We start from the raw sequence: 18,002 nt of genomic DNA, 5'->3' as shown, positions 1-18,002 counted from the left end.
TGCTTCCCCGGGGCGCTCCACGCGCGCTCCACGGGCACTCACCGAGCGCCGGGTGCCGGCGACCCGATGACCACCACCCGGGCCCACTCCGGCGGTGAGTCCGGGACGTACTCGGGATCGTCCTCGTCGTCCCCCGGCCGGGACGTGTGCTGCCGGGGGAAGAGACCCACCACCGTCCGGCACGGTGGCCGCGTGCTCGGCCAGGGCGTCCGGCCGTCGGTCAGGACCACGAGGGCGTCCGGGCGGGGCCGGGTCCGCAGCGCCTTGGCGAAGCCCGTGCGCAGATCCGTCCCGCCGCCGCCCACCAGCCCGATCCCCTCGTCGCGGCACAGCGGGGCCACGAACCGGGCGGCCGCGTCGCACGAGAGCACGGTGATCAGGTCCCGCCGCCCGCCCACGGCTCGGGTGATCGCCGCCACCTCGCGGAGCGCGCCGCCCAACTCGGCGTCGCTGACCGAGGCGGAGGTGTCGATGACCACGCACACGCGCGGCGGCCTGCGGCGCAGGCTCGGCAGCACGGCGCCGGGCACGCCGGCCGAGCGCCGCGCCGGACGGCCGTAGGTGTAGTCCTCGCCGACGCCCGGGCCGGAGGTGGCCGAGCGCACCGCCGCGCCCAGCAACTCACGCCAGGGCTGCGGCGGTTGGAAGGCCTCCTCCGCCCACCGCCGCCATCCCCGCGGGGCGCTGCCCGGGCGGCCGTTGATGCCCTGGGCCACCCGGAACCGCACCGCGTCCCGCTCCTGCGCGCTGAGGCCGTGCGCGCCGTCGGGTCCCAGGTCCCAGGCACGTTCGAGTCCGTCGGCGCCGCTGCCGCAGTCCAGCCAGGCGAGGTGCTGCAGGCGCGGCCCGAGCCGGAACTGACGCAGGTAGTCCTCCAAGAGCTGCCCCTCGGGCAGCATCAGGGACCGCGGCTCGACCGCGCCCTCGGGGCGGACCAGTCCGTCGCCGAACACGTCGTCGTTGATCTCGAGGTCAGCGGCGATGTTCATCCGCAGCCGTTCCCCGGGGCCGCTCAGCCCGCGTTCGCGCGCGACGCGGTCGCTGCGTCCGTGGTGGTCGCGCAGCAGGTGCGACACCTCGTGCACCCACACGCCCGCCAGTTCCTCGACCGGGGTCCGGTCCACGAACGCCGGCGAGACGTAGCACCGCCAGTGCGGGTCGACGGCCATCGTCGACACCTGCCGCGACGCCACCGGGTGCAGGGCGAACAGCGCGGTCGCCAGGTAGGGGCGGGCCCGGGCGGCCTGGAGCCGGGCGGCGAACAGCTTGTCGAGGTCCAGCGTCCCCGGTGCGGACGGGTTCATCGGCCGGCCTGCGCGGGGACGGCGGCCACCCGGGCGGCGGCCCGGTCCGCGCGCCGGGACAGGGAGACAACTCCGGCGAGCCGCTCGATCGATGCGGGCACGTCCCAGTCCTCCCGGCGCAGCGTGGCGAGGGTGGTCGCGGGGACGACCACCAGGTCCGGAGCCCCGGTCTCCACCGCCCGCACCAGGAGCGCCCACGCCGCGTCCCAGCGGGACCTGTCCGGGTGCCTGCGGACCGCCGCGACCACGCCGTCGAGGACGGCCTGGCGCAGGTCCCCCCGCTCGGGCAGCACGGCGCCCGCCGGGTCGGCGAGGAGGTCCTCGGGATCGGGCAGGTCCATCCGGTCCAGGCTCGCCAGCAGCTCCAGCCCCGGACCGTCGCCGACGGCGCCCCTGACGAGCAGGGACAGCACCTCCCGGGAGGTACTGGCCGCGGTCGCGAAGGCGATCAGGCGCAGGGCCGTCTCCCAGCTCCGGGGCGACGGCCAGGCCCCACCCCGGCGTGTCTCGGTGCTGGGCAGCTGGTGCACGAGCTTCGGACGTGCGCTGAGCAGGCCGCACACCGCGCGGCGGGCGAAGTCCACGGCCTCCGGCAGCTTCTCCGGGTCGAGCCGGGGCAGTGTCGCCCGGGGCCATGTCCCACCCAGGCCGCGTACGACGACCTCGTGGTCGTGGGTCCACTGGAGATGGACGAACCGGTTGGCCAGCGGCGGGCTCAGCTCCCAGCCGTCGGCCGCCGAGGATGGCGGATTGGCGGCCGCCACGACGCGCACGTCCGGCGGCAACCGCAGGGCGCCGACCCGTCGTTCGAGGACCAGGCGGAGCAGGGCGGCCTGCACGGCGGGTGCCGCGGTGGACAACTCGTCGAGGAACAGCAGCCCGCGGCCGGCCCGTACGAGGCGCACCGCCCAGTCCGGCGGGGCCATCGGGACGCCCTGCGCGGCGGGATCGTCCCCGACGACGGGCAGCCCGGAGAAGTCGGACGGCTCGTGGACGCTGGCGACGACCGTGGTCAGCGGAAGGTCCAGGGTCGCGGCGAGCTGGGTGAGGGCCGCGGTCTTGCCGATGCCCGGCTCGCCCCACAGGAGCACGGGAAGGTCGGCGGCGACGGCCAGGGTCAGGGCTTCCAGTTGGGGGTCGGTGCGGGGTTCGGTGGCGGTGGTGCGCAGGAGGGTCGACAGCGCGTCGGCCACCACCAGTGGGGAGGGATGCGCCTCGGCGGCGGCCGGTCGGGAGGACGGTGTCGAGCGGGACGGGGTGTGCGTGGGCATGGTTGGTCACCTTCGGGTCGTAGTGAGCTGAAGCTGGGAGAGGAGCGAGGGGGGCGGGCCGACGGGCCGGTGGGCGTGGTCAGGGGCGCGTCGCGTGGCGCGGGTGCGTGCGGTGGTCCCGGGGACGGCGCCGACCCGGGCGGAGGTCGCCGGGTCCGGGGCCGAACAGGCCCGCCCTGTACAGGCCGTAGGTGATCCGCTGTCGAGCGGCCGCCTCCCGTTCCTCGCGCGCCGCGTCGACGGCCTGCAGGCAGGGCAGGGGAGTTCCGGTCAGCTCGGCGAGCAGTTCCTCGCGGCGGATCTCGGCCGGGTCGTGGTCCAGCGGGGTCGGCTCGCCGTCGACCAGGCCGATACGGTGCTGAGCCCCTCGGCACTGCACGAGCCGCGGCTGCCCCGGCGAGCCTGCGGGCGGCAGGGGAGGGGACGGACGGAGCGGCGGGTGGTCCGGCAGCAACGCCGCGGCGACCAGCGGATGCAACTGGTGCGCCTCGGTCAGACCGGCGCGGACCAGCTCCAGGTCGGGCGGCACCCAGGTCGCCGCGTCGGGGAGGACCGGCAGCGCGGAGGTGTCACCGCCCGAGGAGGGCGCCGAGATCCGCAGGGCCGGCGCCGCCGCGTCGTGGTCGAGGACCAGCCGTCGCCGTGTCCCGAGCCGCACGGCGACGGAACCGGCGGACCGCCCCTCGGCCCGGAGCACGATGCCGGCCTCGGCCGCCCACCGGTCGACGGCACAGCCGTGCCCGCGAAGATCCGGTTCCTCGGCGCGACAGCCGTCGCCCGGCGGCCGGTCGGCCCCCGACCGCGTCCGCAGCTCCTCCGCCCTGTGCGCGTCCCAGAGATGACGGTGCAGGTCGAGGCGGAAGCGTCGGCTGGGATGCGGGTGCGGGTGACGGCGGGCCCCGGCTTCGGACCGGGAGCCGTCCCACAACGCGAGGCTGAACCGCTGCCCGGCGTCCGCCCAGGCAGGCGGCGTCCGGGCCACGAGGTGGGCCGGCTCCGCGTCGTCGCCTTCGGCGTCGTACCGTGCCAGGGCGATGGTCAGACCCGGGCGCAGCACCCCGTCGGGCGCGATTCTCGGCATGTGCCAGCGCAGCAGATCCGGGGCCAGACGGCGCAGATCGGCCCGCAGCCGTGCCGCCAGTTCCCGGCCGTGCGTACGCGCCGCGCCACGCAGGTCGAGGTCGACGTCGATGCCTGCGGCGGCGCACGCTCCCGCCCAGTCCCCGGCGTGACGGCGGGCGGTCGCGGTCTCGATCATGGAGGGCGGCACGGCGCACTCGCGCACGCGCAGCCAGAGGGAAAGGCGGGCATCCCGGTTCCCGGTCGCGGTGAGCATCAGCACTCACCTGACGCGGACGGGACCCCCAATCTGCCAAGGGAATGAGTCGTCATCGCGCGAGAGCGTAGCGACGCCTCGTCGGGCCCGCCACGTGTTTTTGGACCGGTCGACGGGCGGTGCCCGCCGGCTGCTCGGTTCCCGGGGACGGTCGTGACGCCCGGCCGACCGGGAAACCCCACGCGTCCACCTGGTGAATGAGCGAAGCGGTGGTGTGGTTAGCATATGAGCGCCACCTAGCTCGAAAGATAGGCCCGTGACTGTCAACGACGACTCGTTCACCAACTGGAAGAACCGCGAGGAGATCGCGGAGTCGATGATTCCGATCATCGGGAAGCTGCACCGCGAGCGGGATGTCACCGTCCTGTTGCACAGCCGCTCCTTGGTGAACAAGTCGGTCATCAGCATCCTCAAAGCCCACCGGTTCGCCCGCCAGATCGCCGGCGCCGAACTCTCGGTCACCGAGACGATGCCCTTCCTCAAGGCGCTCACCACCCTCGACCTGGGTCCGTCCCAGATCGACATCGGCATGCTCGCCGCCACGTACAAGACGGACGACCGCGGCCTCGGCGTCGAGGAGTTCACCGCGGAGGCCGTCGCCGGGGCCACCGGCGCCGACAGGATCGGGCGCCGCGAGCCGCGCGACGTCGTGCTCTACGGCTTCGGCCGCATCGGCCGGCTCGTCGCCCGCCTGCTGATCGAGAAGGCCGGTTCCGGCAACGGGCTGCGGCTGCGCGCCATCGTCGTCCGGGGTGGCGGAGAGCAGGACATCGTCAAGCGCGCCTCGCTGCTGCGCCGCGACTCCATCCACGGCCAGTTCCAGGGCACGATCACCGTCGACGAGGCCAACAGCACGATCGTCGCCAACGGCAACGAGATCAAGGTGATCTACTCCGACGACCCGACGTCGGTGGACTACACGGCGTACGGCATCAAGGACGCCATCCTCATCGACAACACCGGCAAGTGGCGCGACCGCGAAGGGCTGTCCAAGCACCTCAGGCCCGGTGTCGCCAAGGTCGTGCTGACCGCGCCCGGCAAGGGCGACGTCCCGAACATCGTGCACGGCGTCAACCACGACACCCTCAAGCCGGACGAGGACGTCCTGTCCTGCGCGTCCTGCACCACCAACGCGATCGTCCCGCCGCTGAAGGCGATGGACGACGAGTTCGGCGTGCTGCGCGGCCACGTGGAGACCGTCCACTCGTTCACCAACGACCAGAACCTGCTGGACAACTACCACAAGGCCGACCGTCGCGGCCGGTCCGCGCCGCTCAACATGGTCATCACCGAGACCGGCGCCGCCTCCGCCGTCGCCAAGGCGCTGCCCGACCTCAAGGCGAGGATCACCGGCAGCTCGATCCGCGTCCCGGTGCCGGACGTCTCGATCGCGATCCTCAACCTCCAACTCGCCCGCGAGACCACCCGCGAGGAGGTCCTCGACCACCTGCGCGAGGTGTCGCTGACCTCGCCGCTCAAGCGCCAGATCGACTTCACCAGCGCCCCCGACGCGGTCTCCAGCGACTTCATCGGCTCGCGCCATGCCTCGATCGTCGACGCCGGCGCCACCAAGGTCGAGGGCGACAACGCGATCCTCTACCTCTGGTACGACAACGAGTTCGGCTACTCCTGCCAGGTCGTCCGCGTCGTCCAGTACGTCTCCGGAGTCGAGTACCCGACCTATCCCGCCCCGGTGGCCTGAACCTCACGCCGGCCCGCCGGCCGGCGACGGGAAACGGACGTCACCCTCGGCGCCCGGACCACGCACCCCCGTGGACCGGGCGCCGAGTCGGTCCACCCATGACGGCCGCGGCAGCCGGCCGGCGCAGGGCGACGCCTCCGTGCCGGCCGGAACCAGCGCACCGGCACGGCGGACATGCGCACGAACCGGTCGCACGAGCCTGGCCGACAATGTGCTCGACGAGCCCCGGCATCGCTCTACTGTGTCCTTCATGGAGACGACCACGCTTGAGAGGGCGGGGACTTGACGGCGCGTCGCCGCGAGCCGGCCCGGGTCCAGTCCCTTCACCGGCAGGCAACACGCCGTACCCCATGGCCGTCACCTCCCGGGCAACTTGTCGCCCGGTGGGGGCCGTTGTTAACCGGAACGGTGGTGCGGGGCCAACTTGCGCAATGGCGGCCGTTGCTTGCGGCTCGCAGCCTCGCGAGCATGACAACGACCTCGTACCGAGCCGGACTGTCGCGTGCCGCCGCGGCCACCGCCGCCGCCCTGGCCTTCCTGTCCGCACCCTCCGCCCAGGCCGCGGACAACGACCCGGGCCTGCCCCTGGGCGACGCCGACCTCGTGGAGACCCGTACCAGCCACGCCCTCGCCGACGGCGTCACCCTCACCCGTATCGTCCGGGGCACCGAGCCCGCCCCGGCCGACCAGATCAACACCACGACCCGCGGCCCGTGGGTGGTCAACGTCCTGACCATCGACCCGCGCAAGGCCGGCGGTCACCTGGAGGCCGTCTACGGCCCCGACCTTGCCCGCACCGAGAACACCACCGACCTCGTCGGCGCCGCCGGCGCGCTCGCGGGAGTCAACGCCTCCTTCTTCACCTTCACCGCCAACCCCCAGTACCCGGGCGACCCGGTGGGGCTCGGCCTGTACGGCGGCAAGCTGCTCAGCGAGCCGACCAGCGACCCCGCCGAGGTCAACTTCGTCGTGGACTCCCGCAGCGACCGGGTCCTCATGGGCAAGCTCAGCTGGACCGGCAGCGTGCGCAACCGCGAGACCGGGGCGAGCCTGCCGCTGGAGTACCTCAACCACCCGCCGGTCGTCCCCGCCGGCTGCACCACCCTCCCGGACCAGACCCAGTGCACCCAGCCCGGTGACGTCGTCCGCTTCACGCCCGAATTCGCCGCCTCCACCCCGTCCGGCGCCGGCGTCGAGGTGGTCCTCGACCGGCGCGGCTGCGTGGTGCGCACCGCGGCGACCCGGGGCACGCAGCTGACCGCCGGTCAGACGTCCCTCCAGGCGACCGGGCGCGAGGTGGCCACCCTGCGGCAGGTGGCCGGGGGTGGCTGCCTGCAGACCAGGTCCGACCTCGTCGACGAGAAGGGCGAGAGGGTCCCGGTGCGCAAGAGTCTGTCCGGCGTCAACGGCCGTTACCGGCTCACGGCCGGCGGCGAGATCGTGGTCCCGGACGGTTCGGGCAGCTTCTTCGCCCGCAACCCCCGCACCATCGCCGGTACGACGCAGGACGGCACGATCGTCCTCGCGACCATCGACGGCCGCATGACGACCAGCGTCGGCACCACGATGGACGAGACCGCGGCCGTCGCCCAGGCGCTGGGCATGCACGACGCGGTCAACCTCGACGGCGGCGGCTCGACCACCATGTCCGTCCGCGGTGAGCTGGTGAACCAGCCGAGCGGCACGACCCAGCGGCCCGTCGGCGACGTCCTGGTCCTCCGCGACTGACGACGTCCTCCACCCCGCTGACCGGCCGGCCCGCCCCAGGGGGCGGCCGGTCGGCCCTTGGGACAGGCCGGTCGGCCCTCGGGGCAGGCCGGTCAGCCGAGGGCCTTGTCCAGGTTGAACGCCGCGCTGATGAGCGCGAGATGCGTGAACGCCTGCGGGAAGTTGCCCTGTTGCTCACCGGTATGGCTGATCTCCTCGGCGTACAGACCGAGATGGTTGGCGTAGGTCACCATCTTCTCGAACGCCAGCCGCGCCTCGTCGACCCGACCCGCACGCACCATGGCCTCGACGTACCAGAACGAGCAGATCGAGAACGTGCCCTCGTCGCCGCGTAGGCCGTCGGGGCTGGCCACCGGGTCGTAGCGGTAGACCAGCGAGTCGGACACCAGGTCCTGGGTGAGGGCGTCCAGGGTGGACAGCCACTTGGGGTCCGTGGGCGCGATGAACTTCGACAGCGGCATCATCAGCACCGCCGCGTCGAGCACCTCGTCGTCCTCGTGCTGGACGAACGCCTGCCGCCGCTCGGACCAGCCGTGGCTCATGATCCGCCGGTAGATCGTGTCGCGCACGCCCCGCCACCGGACGATGTCCGCGGGCAGACCGCGCCGGTTGGCCATCCGGACGGCCCGCTCGATCGCCACCCAGCACATCAGCCGCGAGTACAGGAACTTCTTGCGGCCGCCGCGGGTCTCCCAGATGCCCTCGTCCGGCTGGTCCCAGTTCTCGCACACCCAGTCGACCAGCGCGCACACGTCGTCCCACTGGGCGCTGGAGATCGGCTGCGCCCACTTGTCGTACAGGTAGATCGAGTCGATGAGCGCGCCGTAGATGTCGAGCTGGAGCTGGTCGGCGGCGGCGTTGCCGACCCGGACCGGGGCCGAACCCTCGTGTCCCTCCCAGTGTTCGAGTTCACGTTCGGGCAGGTCGGTGCGGCCGTCGATGCCGTACATGATCTGCAGCGGGCCCGAGGGCTTGCCGTCGCCGGGACTGATGTGCCGGGTCAGGAACGCCATGAACTCGGTGGCCTCGTCGGTGAAGCCCAGCCGCAGCAGCGCGTACACGCAGAACGCGGCGTCGCGCACCCAGACGTACCGGTAGTCCCAGTTGCGTTCGCCGCCCAGGTCCTCGGGCAGGCTGGTGGTCGGCGCCGCCACGATCGCGCCGGTGGGCGCGTAGGTGAGCAGCTTCAGGGTGAGCGCGGAGCGGTGCACCATCTCGCGCCAGCGGCCCCGGTACTTGGAGGCGGACAGCCAGCGCCGCCAGTACGCCACCGTCGCCGCGAACTGCTCCTCCGCCTCCTGGTTCGGGCAGCAGCGCGGCGTCACGTCGCCGCCGACCCGGTCCAGCGCGAACACCGCCGACTCGCCCTCGGAAAGCTTGAAGTCGCCGTGCGCGTCGAACTCGTCGGCCTCCAGGGGGACCGTCGCGGTGAGCCCCAGCGACATCTTCTCGGACTCGAACACCGCCACGGCGCCGACCATGTGCACGGTGTGCGGTTGGGTGCCGTAGTCGAATCGGGGCGCCACCCGCGCGTGGAACGGGATGGAACCGCGCACGCACAGCACACGCCGGATCAGCCGGTGCCGGGCCGCCTCGCGCGACTCGCCGGTGATCGGCATGAAGTCCTGCACCTCGCCGACTCCGTCGTCGGTGAAGAAGCGGGTGATCAGGACGTTGGTGTCGGGGAAGTAGAACTGTTTGGTCCGGGCGGGCACGGCCGCCGCCAGCTCGAAGCAGCCGCCCCGCTCGGCGTCCAGGATCGACGCGAAGACGCTCGGCGCGTCGAACGCCGGGCAGCAGTACCAGTCGATCGTGCCGTCGGTGCCCACGAGGGCGACGCTGCGCAGATCGCCGATCAGGCCGTGCTCGGCGATCGGCAGGTAGCGGGGGCGTCCGGACGTCCCGTCGCTCGGTGTTCCGACCATCGTCGCCGCCTCCCGGATGGGCCCTACAGCGCGACTTCCAGCTTAGGCGCGATCGGACGGGCGGGCGGGTCGAACGAGGGCTCCGGCGGATCAGGGGTGAGGACCCGGGTGAAGTGGCTGCACGGCGCGCACGCCGGACCGGTGCGCGGGACGCGTGCACCGGGTGGGCGCGCTGGGCACTGAGCCGGGGGTGGGCATGCAGCGCGCACGCCGACTGGGCACGCGAGGCGCCCCACGCCCGGGTGGGCGTGCAGGGACCCGCGCCAGGTGGGCATGCAGCGCACCGCACGCCGACTGGGCACGCGAGGCGCCCCACGCCCGGGTGTGCGTGCAGGGACCTGCGCCAGGTGGGCGTGCAGGGACACCGCACGCCGACTGGGCACGCGAGGCGCCCCACGCCGGGTGGACCGATCAGACAGCGATCATGCCAGGTCGGCCCGCGTCCGGGGGCCCGGTCAGACCGCGACCACCCGCACCCCCGCCTCCTCGAACCGCCGCACGGTCTCCGCGTCCGCCGCCGTGTCCGTGACCAGCGTGTCCACCAGCTCGATGCCGCAGATGCGGGCGAAGGCGCGCCGTCCCAGCTTGCTGGAGTCGGCCGCGACGACCACCCGCTCGGCGCGCTCGCACAGCAGCCGGTTGATCCCGGCCTCCGCCTCGTCGTGGGCCGCGGCCCCGTCCACGACGTCCAGGGCGACGACCCCGAGCACCGCCACGTCCAGCGTGATCTGGCCGAGCACCCCGTCCGCGAGCGGCCCGATGAGCTCGTACGACTGGGCGCGGGCCACCCCGCCCGTCACGACGATCTTGAACTGGGGTCGGACGGCCAGCTCGTTGGCGATGTTCAGCGCGTTGGTGACGACGGTGAGCGCGGGCGAGCCGGACGCGAGGTCGCCGCGCACGGCCAGGGCCCGCGCCACCTCGGTGGTGGTCGTGCCGCCGGTCAGCCCGACCGCCTCGCCGGGCGCGACCAGGTCCGCGACCGCCCGGGCGATGCGCTGCTTCTCGGAGGCGCGGCGAGCCGTCTTGTACCGCAGGGGCAGCTCGTACGACACCCCGTGCACGACCGCGCCGCCACGCGTGCGGACCAGCATCTGCTGCTCGGCGAGCCGGTCGAAGTCCCGGCGGATCGTCGCCGCCGACACCTCCAGTTCGGCGGCGGCCTCCTCGACGTCCAGCCGGCCGCGCTCGACGAGCAGTTCCAGCAGCGCCTTCCAGCGGGCGTCCCGCGACATCCGCACCTCCATCCGCGTTCCTCGTACCGGGTGACCCTAGCGCAGCACTCTGTTCATCGGATTGCTTGATCCTGCTCGAAAGCGCGCTGTATCTTGCAGGAACAATCACGTGCAGGGAGGGGCACGGCATGACACATGTCGAGGAGGAGCTGCGCAGCCAGCCGGAGTGCTGGACCCGGGCCGCGGAGCTCGCACCCAAGCTCCGCGCGGCGCTGCCGGCGGCGGGGGAGCGGGTCGCGATCGTCGGATGCGGCACCTCGTACTTCATGGCGCAGTCCGCCGCCGCCTTGCGCGAGGGCGCCGGGCAGGGCGAGACGGACGCCTTCGCCGCCTCGGAGTTCCCTCACGGCCGGACCTACGACCGGATCCTCGCCCTCAGCCGCTCCGGCACCACCACCGAGGTGCTCGACCTGCTGCGGAAGCTGCACGGACGTACCCGCACCTCGGCGATCACCGCCGACCCGCACACGCCCGTCATGGACGCCGCCGACGACGTGGCCGTACTCGACTTCGCCGACGAGCGGTCGGTCGTGCAGACCCGCTTCGCCACCACCGCGCTCACCCTGCTCCGCGCGCACCTCGGCCTGCACACCGACGCCGTGGTCGAGGACGCCCGCACCGCGCTGGACACCGGCCTGCCCGAAGGGCTCGTGGACAGCTCCCAGTTCACCTTCCTCGGCACCGGCTGGACCGTGGGACTCGCCCACGAGGCGGCCCTGAAGATGCGCGAGGCGGCCCAGGCCTGGACCGAGTCCTACCCGGCGATGGAGTACCGGCACGGCCCCCTCAGCATCACCACCCGCGGCACGGCCACCTGGATGCTCGGTGCCGCGCCCGAGGGACTCGCCGCACAGGTGCGGGCCACCGGCGGGCAGTGGGTGGAGGGCGGCCTGGACCCGCTCGCCGAACTCGTCCGCGCCCAGCGCCTCGCCGTCGCGGTGGCGACGGCCCAGGGTCTCGACCCCGACCGGCCCCGCCACCTCACCCGCTCGGTGATCCTCCGAGCCGAGCCGGTGCGGCGGGCCGGCCGCCACTGACCGTGCCGTCCGGTGAGCCGGGCGCGCGAGAGGTGGCCCGCCGTCCCTGCCCGCCTGGTCCGGTGAGCCGCGTCCGCCCGACGGGGGCCGTTGCGTTCCCGTGCCCCAGAGCGCTCCGGTGAGCCCTGCCCGAGAGGCGGGCCCTTCCGCCTCCGACCCCGTGGTCCGGTGACCCGTGCCCGGAAGGAGAGGCGGCCGTGCCGCCCCGCCCGCGTGATCCTGCGCAGCAGCAAGGAGAAGCCGTGCCCCTCGTGACCACCGGCGAACTCGTCAGGCGCGCCGCCGAGGCCCGCTCCGCCGTCGCCGCCTTCAACATCATCACGCTGGAACACGTCGAGGCCGTCGTCGCCGGCGCCGAATCGGTCCCGAGCCCCGTCGTCCTCCAAGTCAGCGAGAACGCCGTCACGTTCCGCTACGGCCGACTGCTCCCGCTCGCCCGGGCCGCCGTCGCCGCCGCGGAACGGGCCGCCGTACCCGTCGCGTTGCACCTCGACCACATCCAGAGCGACAGCCTGCTCCGCCAGGCGCCGGACGCCGGGTTCAGCTCCGTCATGTACGACGCCGCGCGCCTGCCCTACGCCGAGAACCTCGCCGCGACCCGCGCCGCCGCTGACTGGGCGCACGCTCAAGGGCTCTGGATCGAGGCCGAGTTGGGGCAGGTCGGCGGCAAGGACGGACAGCCACCGCTGGACGCCCACGCGCCCGGCGCCCGTACCGACCCCGCCCAGGCATGTGCCTTCGTCGCGGACACGGCCGTGGACGCGCTGGCCGTCGCCATCGGCAGCAGCCACGCCATGACCACCCGCACGGCCACACTCGACCACACCCTGCTCAAACGACTCTCCGGCACCCTGGACGTCCCCCTCGTGCTGCACGGCTCCTCCGGAGTCCCGGACGGCGAACTGACGGCGGCGGTCGCGGGCGGCATCACCAAGGTCAACGTCGGCACCGCCCTCAACATCGCCATGACAGGAGCGATCAGGCAGTTCCTCGCCGCGCACCCGGAGGCCGTCGACTCGCGCGCGTACCTGGGCGTGGGCCGCGAGGCGATGGCGCGCACGGTCGCGGACATCCTGCGGACGCTCGGCGCGCCCCCTACCGCTTGACGGCCTTCAGCACCACGAACTTCGGGTCGCTCGCCACGAGCCGGCTGTTCCCGAACAGCCTCCGCAGCTTCACGTGGTACCCGAGATGCCGGTTGCCGATCACCCACAACTCGCCCCCCGGCCGCAACGCCCGCCGGGCCTGCGTGAACATGCGCCACGCGGTCGCGTCCGTCGTCGCCTGGTGCGAGTGGAACGGCGGATTGTTCAGCACCAGGTCGACACTGCCGGACGGCACCCCCGCCAGCCCGTCCCCGACCCGGAACTCGGCGTGCCCGCGCACGCCGCTCGCCCGGTACGTGTCCTGTGCCGAGGCCACGGCCTGGAACGACTCGTCCACGAACAGCACATCGGCCGCCGGATCGGCCAGCGCCACCGCGGTGCCGACGACCCCGTTGCCGCACCCCAGGTCCACCACCCGGCGCGCCCCGCCCGCCCGCGGCAGATGCGCGAGGAAGAACCGCGTGCCGATGTCGAGCCGGTCGGCGCAGAAGACGCCCGCGTGGTTGACGACCGTGTGCCCGGACACCGGTCCGACCCCCTCGGGCAGCGCGTAGCGGTACGGCCACGGGTTCCCGGGCCGCTCAAGCGACGGATCGGGCGTGCAGAGGATCAGCCGTGCCTTCTTCTCGGCGAGCGAGGTGCGGGTCGGACCGAGGACCCGCTCGAACAGGTCCAGCGTCGAGGTGTGGATCTCCTTCGCCATGCCGGTGCCGACGACGACCGTGCCCTCGTGCACGGCGGGCGCCAGCCGCAGCAGCTGGTCCTCCAGCAGCGCCAGGCTCTTCGGGACGCGCACGAGGAGCACGTCGATCCGCTCGGGCGGCGCGTCCCGCGTGGTGAGCAGCGACACGGCGCCCGGTTCCACGCCGTTGCGGGCGAGGTTCGCCCGGGTCGCCTCCTGGGTGAGGTACGAGTCGGTGATCTGCACCGGCGCGTGCGGCGCGAGGGCCGTGACCAGCGCGCCCCAGCGGTCCCCGAGCACCACGACCGTGCCGGCCGGGGGGACGCCCCGGTCCGCGAGATGCCTGAGCAGATACTCGTCGGAGGCGTCCCACGCGCGCAGGCGGTCGCGCGGGTCCTCGGGGAAACGGGCCAGCGCGAGCTCGCCCCATGGCGTCGTCATACGGTCGTTCATCGTGCCGTCCAGGCTAGCCGTCGCAGCTCACGGGCGGTGCGAGAGGATGGAGGGCATGGAACTGTTCCCCCGGGAGCGCACGGAGATCGCGCCCGGCGCGGTGCACGTGCCGGACTGGCTGGACGGGCACGGTCAGCGTGAGCTGCTGCGCGCCTGCCGGGAGTGGGCGCGTCCGCCCGCCGGGCTACGCACGGTCCGCACCCCGGGCGGCGGCACCATGACCGCCCGGCAGGTCTGCCTCGGCTGGCACTGGTACCCGTACGCCTACGCTCGCACGGTCGTCGACGGCGACGGCACCCCGGTGAAGCCCTTCCCGGCCTGGCTCGGCGCACTGGGCCGGCGCGCGGTCACCGACGCGCTCGGCCCGGAGGTGGCGGCCGGAGCCCCGTACGACATCGCGCTGATCAACTTCTACGACGGCGACGCCCGCATGGGCATGCACCGTGACGGCGACGAGGAGTCGGACGCGCCGGTGGTGTCCCTGAGCCTCGGTGACACCTGCGTCTTCCGCTTCGGCAACACCGAGACCCGGTCGCGCCCGTACACGGACGTCGAGCTGCGCAGCGGCGACCTGTTCGTCTTCGGGGGGCCGTCGCGGCTCGCCTATCACGGGGTGCCCCGCGTGCGTCCGGGGACGGCGCCCGGCGGGCTGGGACTGACCGGGCGGCTGAACGTCACCCTGCGGGTGAGCGGCTTCTAGACGGCCGGCCGCCCGACGGACGGATCATGGGAGACTCGCCCTCATGAGCGGCAAGGCGGACCCCCGGACGGCGGGGGAAGGGACCACCTCGAGAACGCGGTTGGACCGGGGGCGTGGAGCACTCGGGCCCGCGTTGGAGCTCGTGCACACCGGGCGGGCCCCGACCCGCGCCGTCCTCACCGCCGAACTCGGCGTCACCCGGGCCACGGCCGGCGCGGTCGCCGCGGAGCTGGAGGCGCTGGGTCTGATCCGTGTCGACGCCCGGCCCGGCGCCGCCGCCGGGTCCCAGGGCCGCCCCTCGCACCGACTGGAACTCGCCGGGGACGGCCCCGTGGCCCTCGCCGCCCAGGTGCACGCCGACGGCTTCCGGGCCGCGCTGGTCGGCCTCGGCGGACGGATCGTCGCCACCGCGCCCGGCTGCGAGACCGTCGACGCCGATCCGGCGAAGGTGCTCGGTTCGGTGGTGGCGGCGGGCGCCGAACTGCTGCGCGAAACGGGGCGGCGGTGCGTCGGCGCGGGGCTCGCCGTGCCGTCGGCGGTCGCCGAACCGGCGGGGCTGGCGCTGAACCCGCTGCACCTGGCCTGGCCGGCGGGGGCGCCCGTGCGGGAGATCTTCGCCGACTGCGTCCGCGCGGCCGGGATCGACGGGCCCGCGTTCGCCGCCAACGACGTCAACCTCGCCGCGCTCGCCGAGCACCGGCACGGGGCCGGGAGGGGCGCCCGCGACCTGCTGTGCGTGGCCACCGGGCACCGGGGTGTGGGCGGTGCGCTGGTGCTCGACGGACGGCTGCACACGGGCAGTTCGGGCCTGGCGCTGGAGGTCGGGCACCTCACCGTCAACCCCGAGGGCCGCCCCTGTCACTGCGGCAGCCGCGGCTGCCTCGACGTCGAGGCCGACCCGCTGGCGTTCCTCACCACGGCCGGCCGCGACCCCGGCCCCGAGGTGTCGCTGCTGAAGCAGGCCGACGACCTGATCCGGCACGAGTACGCCGACCCCGCCGTCCGCCGGGCCGCCGAGGCGCTCATCGACCGGCTCGGTCTGGGGCTCGCCGGTCTGGTGAACATCCTCAACCCCGACCGGATCATCCTGGGCGGCCTGCACCGCACCCTCCTCGACGCCGATCCCGAGCGGCTGCGGGCGGTGGTTGCCGACCGCAGCCTGTGGGGGCAGAGCGGGGGAGTGCCGATCCTCGCCTGCTCCCTGGACCACAACAGCCTCGTCGGCGCGGCGGAGTTGGCGTGGCAGCCGGTGCTGGACGATCCGCTGCGGGCGTTGGCGGGCGCGTGAGGCAGCGCGCCTGCGTCGCCGACGCGTAGCGGTTCGGTTCCGCCCGCCCTACGCACAGCCCGGTCGGGAACGGCCCCGGCGGCGGGGCGACGGGGATCACCGCGTGCGCGTACGGCGTTCGGCATGCGTCAGTCCGGCGTGATGGGTGCGCGACGAACCGTCGAAGGCGAGACGGGCGCCCGCCTCGGCGGCCTTGCGGTGCACGGCGGGGGTCGGGGCGCTGCTCCCGGCGCTTGGAGGCCCTGCCGCGAGAAGGAGCAGCCGACCCGCCCGCGTACTCCCAGGGACGTATCCGTGCGGCCGCCGCCCGCACGATGACCCGGGGCCTCTGCGGCGGGAGTCTCGAGTCGTCGACGAACGACCGGCGAGACGAATGGAGATGACCCGCGATGCTGACACTCGCACACTGGGACGGCGCCGGCCCCGGCCCGTGGATCCTGCTCTTCCCGATGATCTGGGCAGCCGTGACCGTCGGGGCTGTCACCGTGCTGCGCCGCACCGTCCGGCAGGGCGGCCGGATGCCGTGGCGCGTAACGGACGACGGTGGCCCGTCCGGCGACTCGCCCATCGCCATCATCGGCCGCCGCTTCGCCTCGGGCGAGATCGACGAGGACGAGTACTGGCGCCGGCTGTCCGTCCTGGACGAGCAGTTCGGCCGCCTCCGCAAGGGCGGCGCGACATGACCGCAGGGGGTCCCCCGGGCGCCCGGTCCCATGGTCAGGGGCGATCGGGGGAACGTCTCGCGGGCGATCGTCGCCGAGCGCTGTCGTTCAGCGAGTCCTTGGTGGTCCCCTCACCGCCCGGTCAGCCGACAACGGCCGACCGGGCGGGAGTGTGTTCGGGCGCGCGGCCGACGGGCTCGACCTCCGCGAACCGGCGCGCCGGCTCCGCGACCGGACGGCGGGCCGGGCGCAGCGGTGCCTTCAGGGCGGAAGCCGTCGTGGGCAGCGTGAACCACACGACCTTGCCGTCGTCCCCGTCCGGCCGCACGCCCCAGCTCTCGCTCATCGCCGCCACCATCGCGAGCCCGCGCCCGCAGGTGGCCAGCGGATCCGCGTCCGCCACGACGGGCAGGCGCGGGTCATGGTCGCGCACCGAGACCGTGAGCCGGTCGAGCAGCAGCTCGATCTCCACGGTGCACGTCTTGTCGGGTTGGGCGTGTCGGTGGACGTTCGAGAGCAGTTCCGTCACACCGAGCGCCGCTCGGTCTATCAGTGGATCCAGATGCCAGTAGCGCAACTGCGCAGATACGATTCTGCGGACCTGGCCGATCCGCGACGGCAGGGCTTGGAGCTCCACCGTGCAGTGCCTGCTTGGGTGACTGATCACGGCTGCGACTCCCCGACGTGAGGTCCGGAAGAACACGGAGTTCGGATCCAGCAGCGCCTGCGTGAAACGGCCGCCTGCTGTCGTGGCCGGCGGGCTGGTTCGCAGCGTTATCGCCGGTAAACCCAGAGTGACGTGAGACCAGAGTGACGCAAGGGGTGGGGGGCCGCAACTCGCCGCGTCGGGAACGGGGGACGACTCCGACGGTTCTCGGCCACCGCGGTCCGTCGCTGCCGTCCTCGGCCCGGACCCCGTTCACTCGTCAGGCCCCACCGCGCGCCGCCCTGCGCACGGCCTCGATGAACCGGCGTGCCGCGGGTGGCCCCGGCTCGCCCGGGGCGGGGTCCTGCTCGCCCAGGGTCAGCACATAGCGCTTGCCGTTGAGGTCGGCCAGTGCGCGGTCCCCGGAGGCGAACCAGGGCTTCGACGCGCGCACCGCCTGCACCGGCGCGCTGTCGATCTCGCTGCCGTAGCTGGTCAGCAATTCCACCCGGCCGCCGCTGATCCGGACCTGCCCGGCCCGGGTGAGCGAGCGCAAACCCTTCCCGATCCGCACTCCCAAGGCCGTGAACTCCGGCTCCCCCATGGCCTCCTGCCCCCTCGTCCGCCGCGGTTGCTGTGCGGGGTGTCCGTCCCACCCGGTGCAGTTTGCATGCCGCCGAAGTCGCGCACCAGTGCGCACGTCACCCGGGCATAAGCCACCCGGTGCACTCACGCGAATGCGCCCCCGGGGAGATCGGGACGCGATGCGCGAGGGTCATGGGAGGCGGTGCCCGACGGGGCCACGGGCGCCTGCCCGGCGGCCCTGGGCGCCGGCACGACGACCGCCCCGATGCCGGCGCGAAGGCCCCGGGCATCCGCCCGACGGCCCCAGGCGTCGGTACGACCGCCCCCGGCCGGGTGACGCGC

15 protein-coding genes are annotated in these 18,002 nt (G+C 73.7%); 7 read left to right on the top strand and 8 right to left on the bottom strand.

Annotated features, from left to right (window positions below; all coding sequences use genetic code 11):
* Positions 1 to 38: 38 nt before the first annotated feature.
* From IPT68_RS04465 to IPT68_RS04455, 3 genes are all read right to left on the bottom strand, one after another.
* Positions 39 to 1,304, bottom strand: a complete 1,266-nt coding sequence (locus IPT68_RS04465; protein ID WP_189697353.1) for a vWA domain-containing protein — start codon at positions 1,302 to 1,304, stop codon at positions 39 to 41.
* The gene (locus tag IPT68_RS04460) at positions 1,301 to 2,575 is read right to left on the bottom strand and encodes an AAA family ATPase (RefSeq protein WP_189697354.1); all 1,275 of its coding nucleotides are present in this window, start codon (positions 2,573 to 2,575) and stop codon (positions 1,301 to 1,303) included. The genes IPT68_RS04465 and IPT68_RS04460 overlap by 4 nt, the downstream gene beginning before the upstream one ends.
* A 79-nt stretch (positions 2,576 to 2,654) precedes the next feature.
* Positions 2,655 to 3,911 carry a hypothetical protein gene (locus IPT68_RS04455; protein ID WP_189697355.1) on the bottom strand — a complete coding sequence of 419 codons (1,257 nt, stop codon included), beginning with the start codon at positions 3,909 to 3,911 and terminating at the stop codon, positions 2,655 to 2,657.
* A 256-nt stretch (positions 3,912 to 4,167) separates the two neighbouring features.
* Here IPT68_RS04455 and IPT68_RS04450 point away from each other — a divergent pair, with 256 nt between their 5' ends.
* Positions 4,168 to 5,613, top strand: a complete 1,446-nt coding sequence (locus IPT68_RS04450; protein WP_189697356.1) for a glyceraldehyde-3-phosphate dehydrogenase — start codon at positions 4,168 to 4,170, stop codon at positions 5,611 to 5,613.
* 468 nt (positions 5,614 to 6,081) lie between these two features.
* On the top strand, positions 6,082 to 7,341 hold the full coding sequence (locus IPT68_RS34580; RefSeq protein WP_189697357.1) for a phosphodiester glycosidase family protein: 1,260 nt from the start codon (positions 6,082 to 6,084) through the stop codon (positions 7,339 to 7,341).
* A 92-nt stretch (positions 7,342 to 7,433) separates the two neighbouring features.
* Here IPT68_RS34580 and IPT68_RS04440 read toward each other — a convergent pair whose 3' ends face one another.
* Entirely contained in the window at positions 7,434 to 9,266 is a 1,833-nt protein-coding gene (locus IPT68_RS04440) for a glycoside hydrolase family 15 protein (RefSeq protein WP_189697358.1), read from the bottom strand.
* Positions 9,267 to 9,721: 455 nt separating this feature from the next.
* A complete protein-coding gene (locus IPT68_RS04435) occupies positions 9,722 to 10,501 on the bottom strand; it encodes a DeoR/GlpR family DNA-binding transcription regulator (RefSeq protein ID WP_189697424.1) in 780 nt (259 codons plus the stop codon).
* A gap of 128 nt (positions 10,502 to 10,629) precedes the next feature.
* Between IPT68_RS04435 and IPT68_RS04430 the strand changes: the two genes are divergently transcribed.
* Together IPT68_RS04430 and IPT68_RS04425 are read left to right on the top strand one after the other, a co-directional pair.
* Positions 10,630 to 11,538, top strand: coding sequence for an SIS domain-containing protein (locus tag IPT68_RS04430; RefSeq protein WP_189697359.1), 909 nt, complete (start codon positions 10,630 to 10,632; stop codon positions 11,536 to 11,538).
* Positions 11,539 to 11,780: 242 nt separating this feature from the next.
* Positions 11,781 to 12,644 (top strand): class II fructose-bisphosphate aldolase, encoded by an 864-nt coding sequence (locus tag IPT68_RS04425; RefSeq protein ID WP_189697360.1) that lies wholly within the window; start codon positions 11,781 to 11,783, stop codon positions 12,642 to 12,644.
* On the opposite strand, the gene IPT68_RS04420 is transcribed toward IPT68_RS04425, so the two are convergent.
* Positions 12,634 to 13,767 (bottom strand): methyltransferase, encoded by a 1,134-nt coding sequence (locus IPT68_RS04420; RefSeq protein WP_189697425.1) that lies wholly within the window; start codon positions 13,765 to 13,767, stop codon positions 12,634 to 12,636. The two genes, IPT68_RS04425 and IPT68_RS04420, sit on opposite strands and share 11 nt — an antisense overlap.
* A gap of 67 nt (positions 13,768 to 13,834) precedes the next feature.
* Here IPT68_RS04420 and IPT68_RS04415 point away from each other — a divergent pair, with 67 nt between their 5' ends.
* The 3 genes from IPT68_RS04415 to IPT68_RS04405 all read left to right on the top strand — a co-directional run bounded on the left by IPT68_RS04415 (position 13,835) and on the right by IPT68_RS04405 (position 16,450).
* Positions 13,835 to 14,479, top strand: a complete 645-nt coding sequence (locus tag IPT68_RS04415; protein ID WP_373300522.1) for an alpha-ketoglutarate-dependent dioxygenase AlkB family protein — start codon at positions 13,835 to 13,837, stop codon at positions 14,477 to 14,479.
* Between the two features lie 43 nt (positions 14,480 to 14,522).
* Positions 14,523 to 15,767, top strand: a complete 1,245-nt coding sequence (locus tag IPT68_RS04410) for an ROK family protein (protein WP_189697362.1) — start codon at positions 14,523 to 14,525, stop codon at positions 15,765 to 15,767.
* A gap of 389 nt (positions 15,768 to 16,156) precedes the next feature.
* Positions 16,157 to 16,450, top strand: a complete 294-nt coding sequence (locus IPT68_RS04405; protein ID WP_189697363.1) for an SHOCT domain-containing protein — start codon at positions 16,157 to 16,159, stop codon at positions 16,448 to 16,450.
* Positions 16,451 to 16,571: 121 nt separating this feature from the next.
* Here the strand turns inward: IPT68_RS04405 and IPT68_RS04400 are convergent, their stop codons facing one another.
* The gene (locus tag IPT68_RS04400) at positions 16,572 to 17,096 is read right to left on the bottom strand and encodes an ATP-binding protein (RefSeq protein WP_189697364.1); all 525 of its coding nucleotides are present in this window, start codon (positions 17,094 to 17,096) and stop codon (positions 16,572 to 16,574) included.
* A 259-nt stretch (positions 17,097 to 17,355) separates the two neighbouring features.
* Positions 17,356 to 17,679 carry a hypothetical protein gene (locus IPT68_RS04395; RefSeq protein WP_189697365.1) on the bottom strand — a complete coding sequence of 108 codons (324 nt, stop codon included), beginning with the start codon at positions 17,677 to 17,679 and terminating at the stop codon, positions 17,356 to 17,358.
* Between the last annotated feature and the right edge of the window lie 323 nt (positions 17,680 to 18,002).

This window comes from Streptomyces chromofuscus, assembly GCF_015160875.1.
In the GTDB taxonomy this organism is placed as follows: domain Bacteria; phylum Actinomycetota; class Actinomycetes; order Streptomycetales; family Streptomycetaceae; genus Streptomyces; species Streptomyces chromofuscus.
The sequence above is the reverse complement of the archived record's forward strand: the minus strand, read 5'-3'. Positions and strand labels throughout refer to the sequence as shown.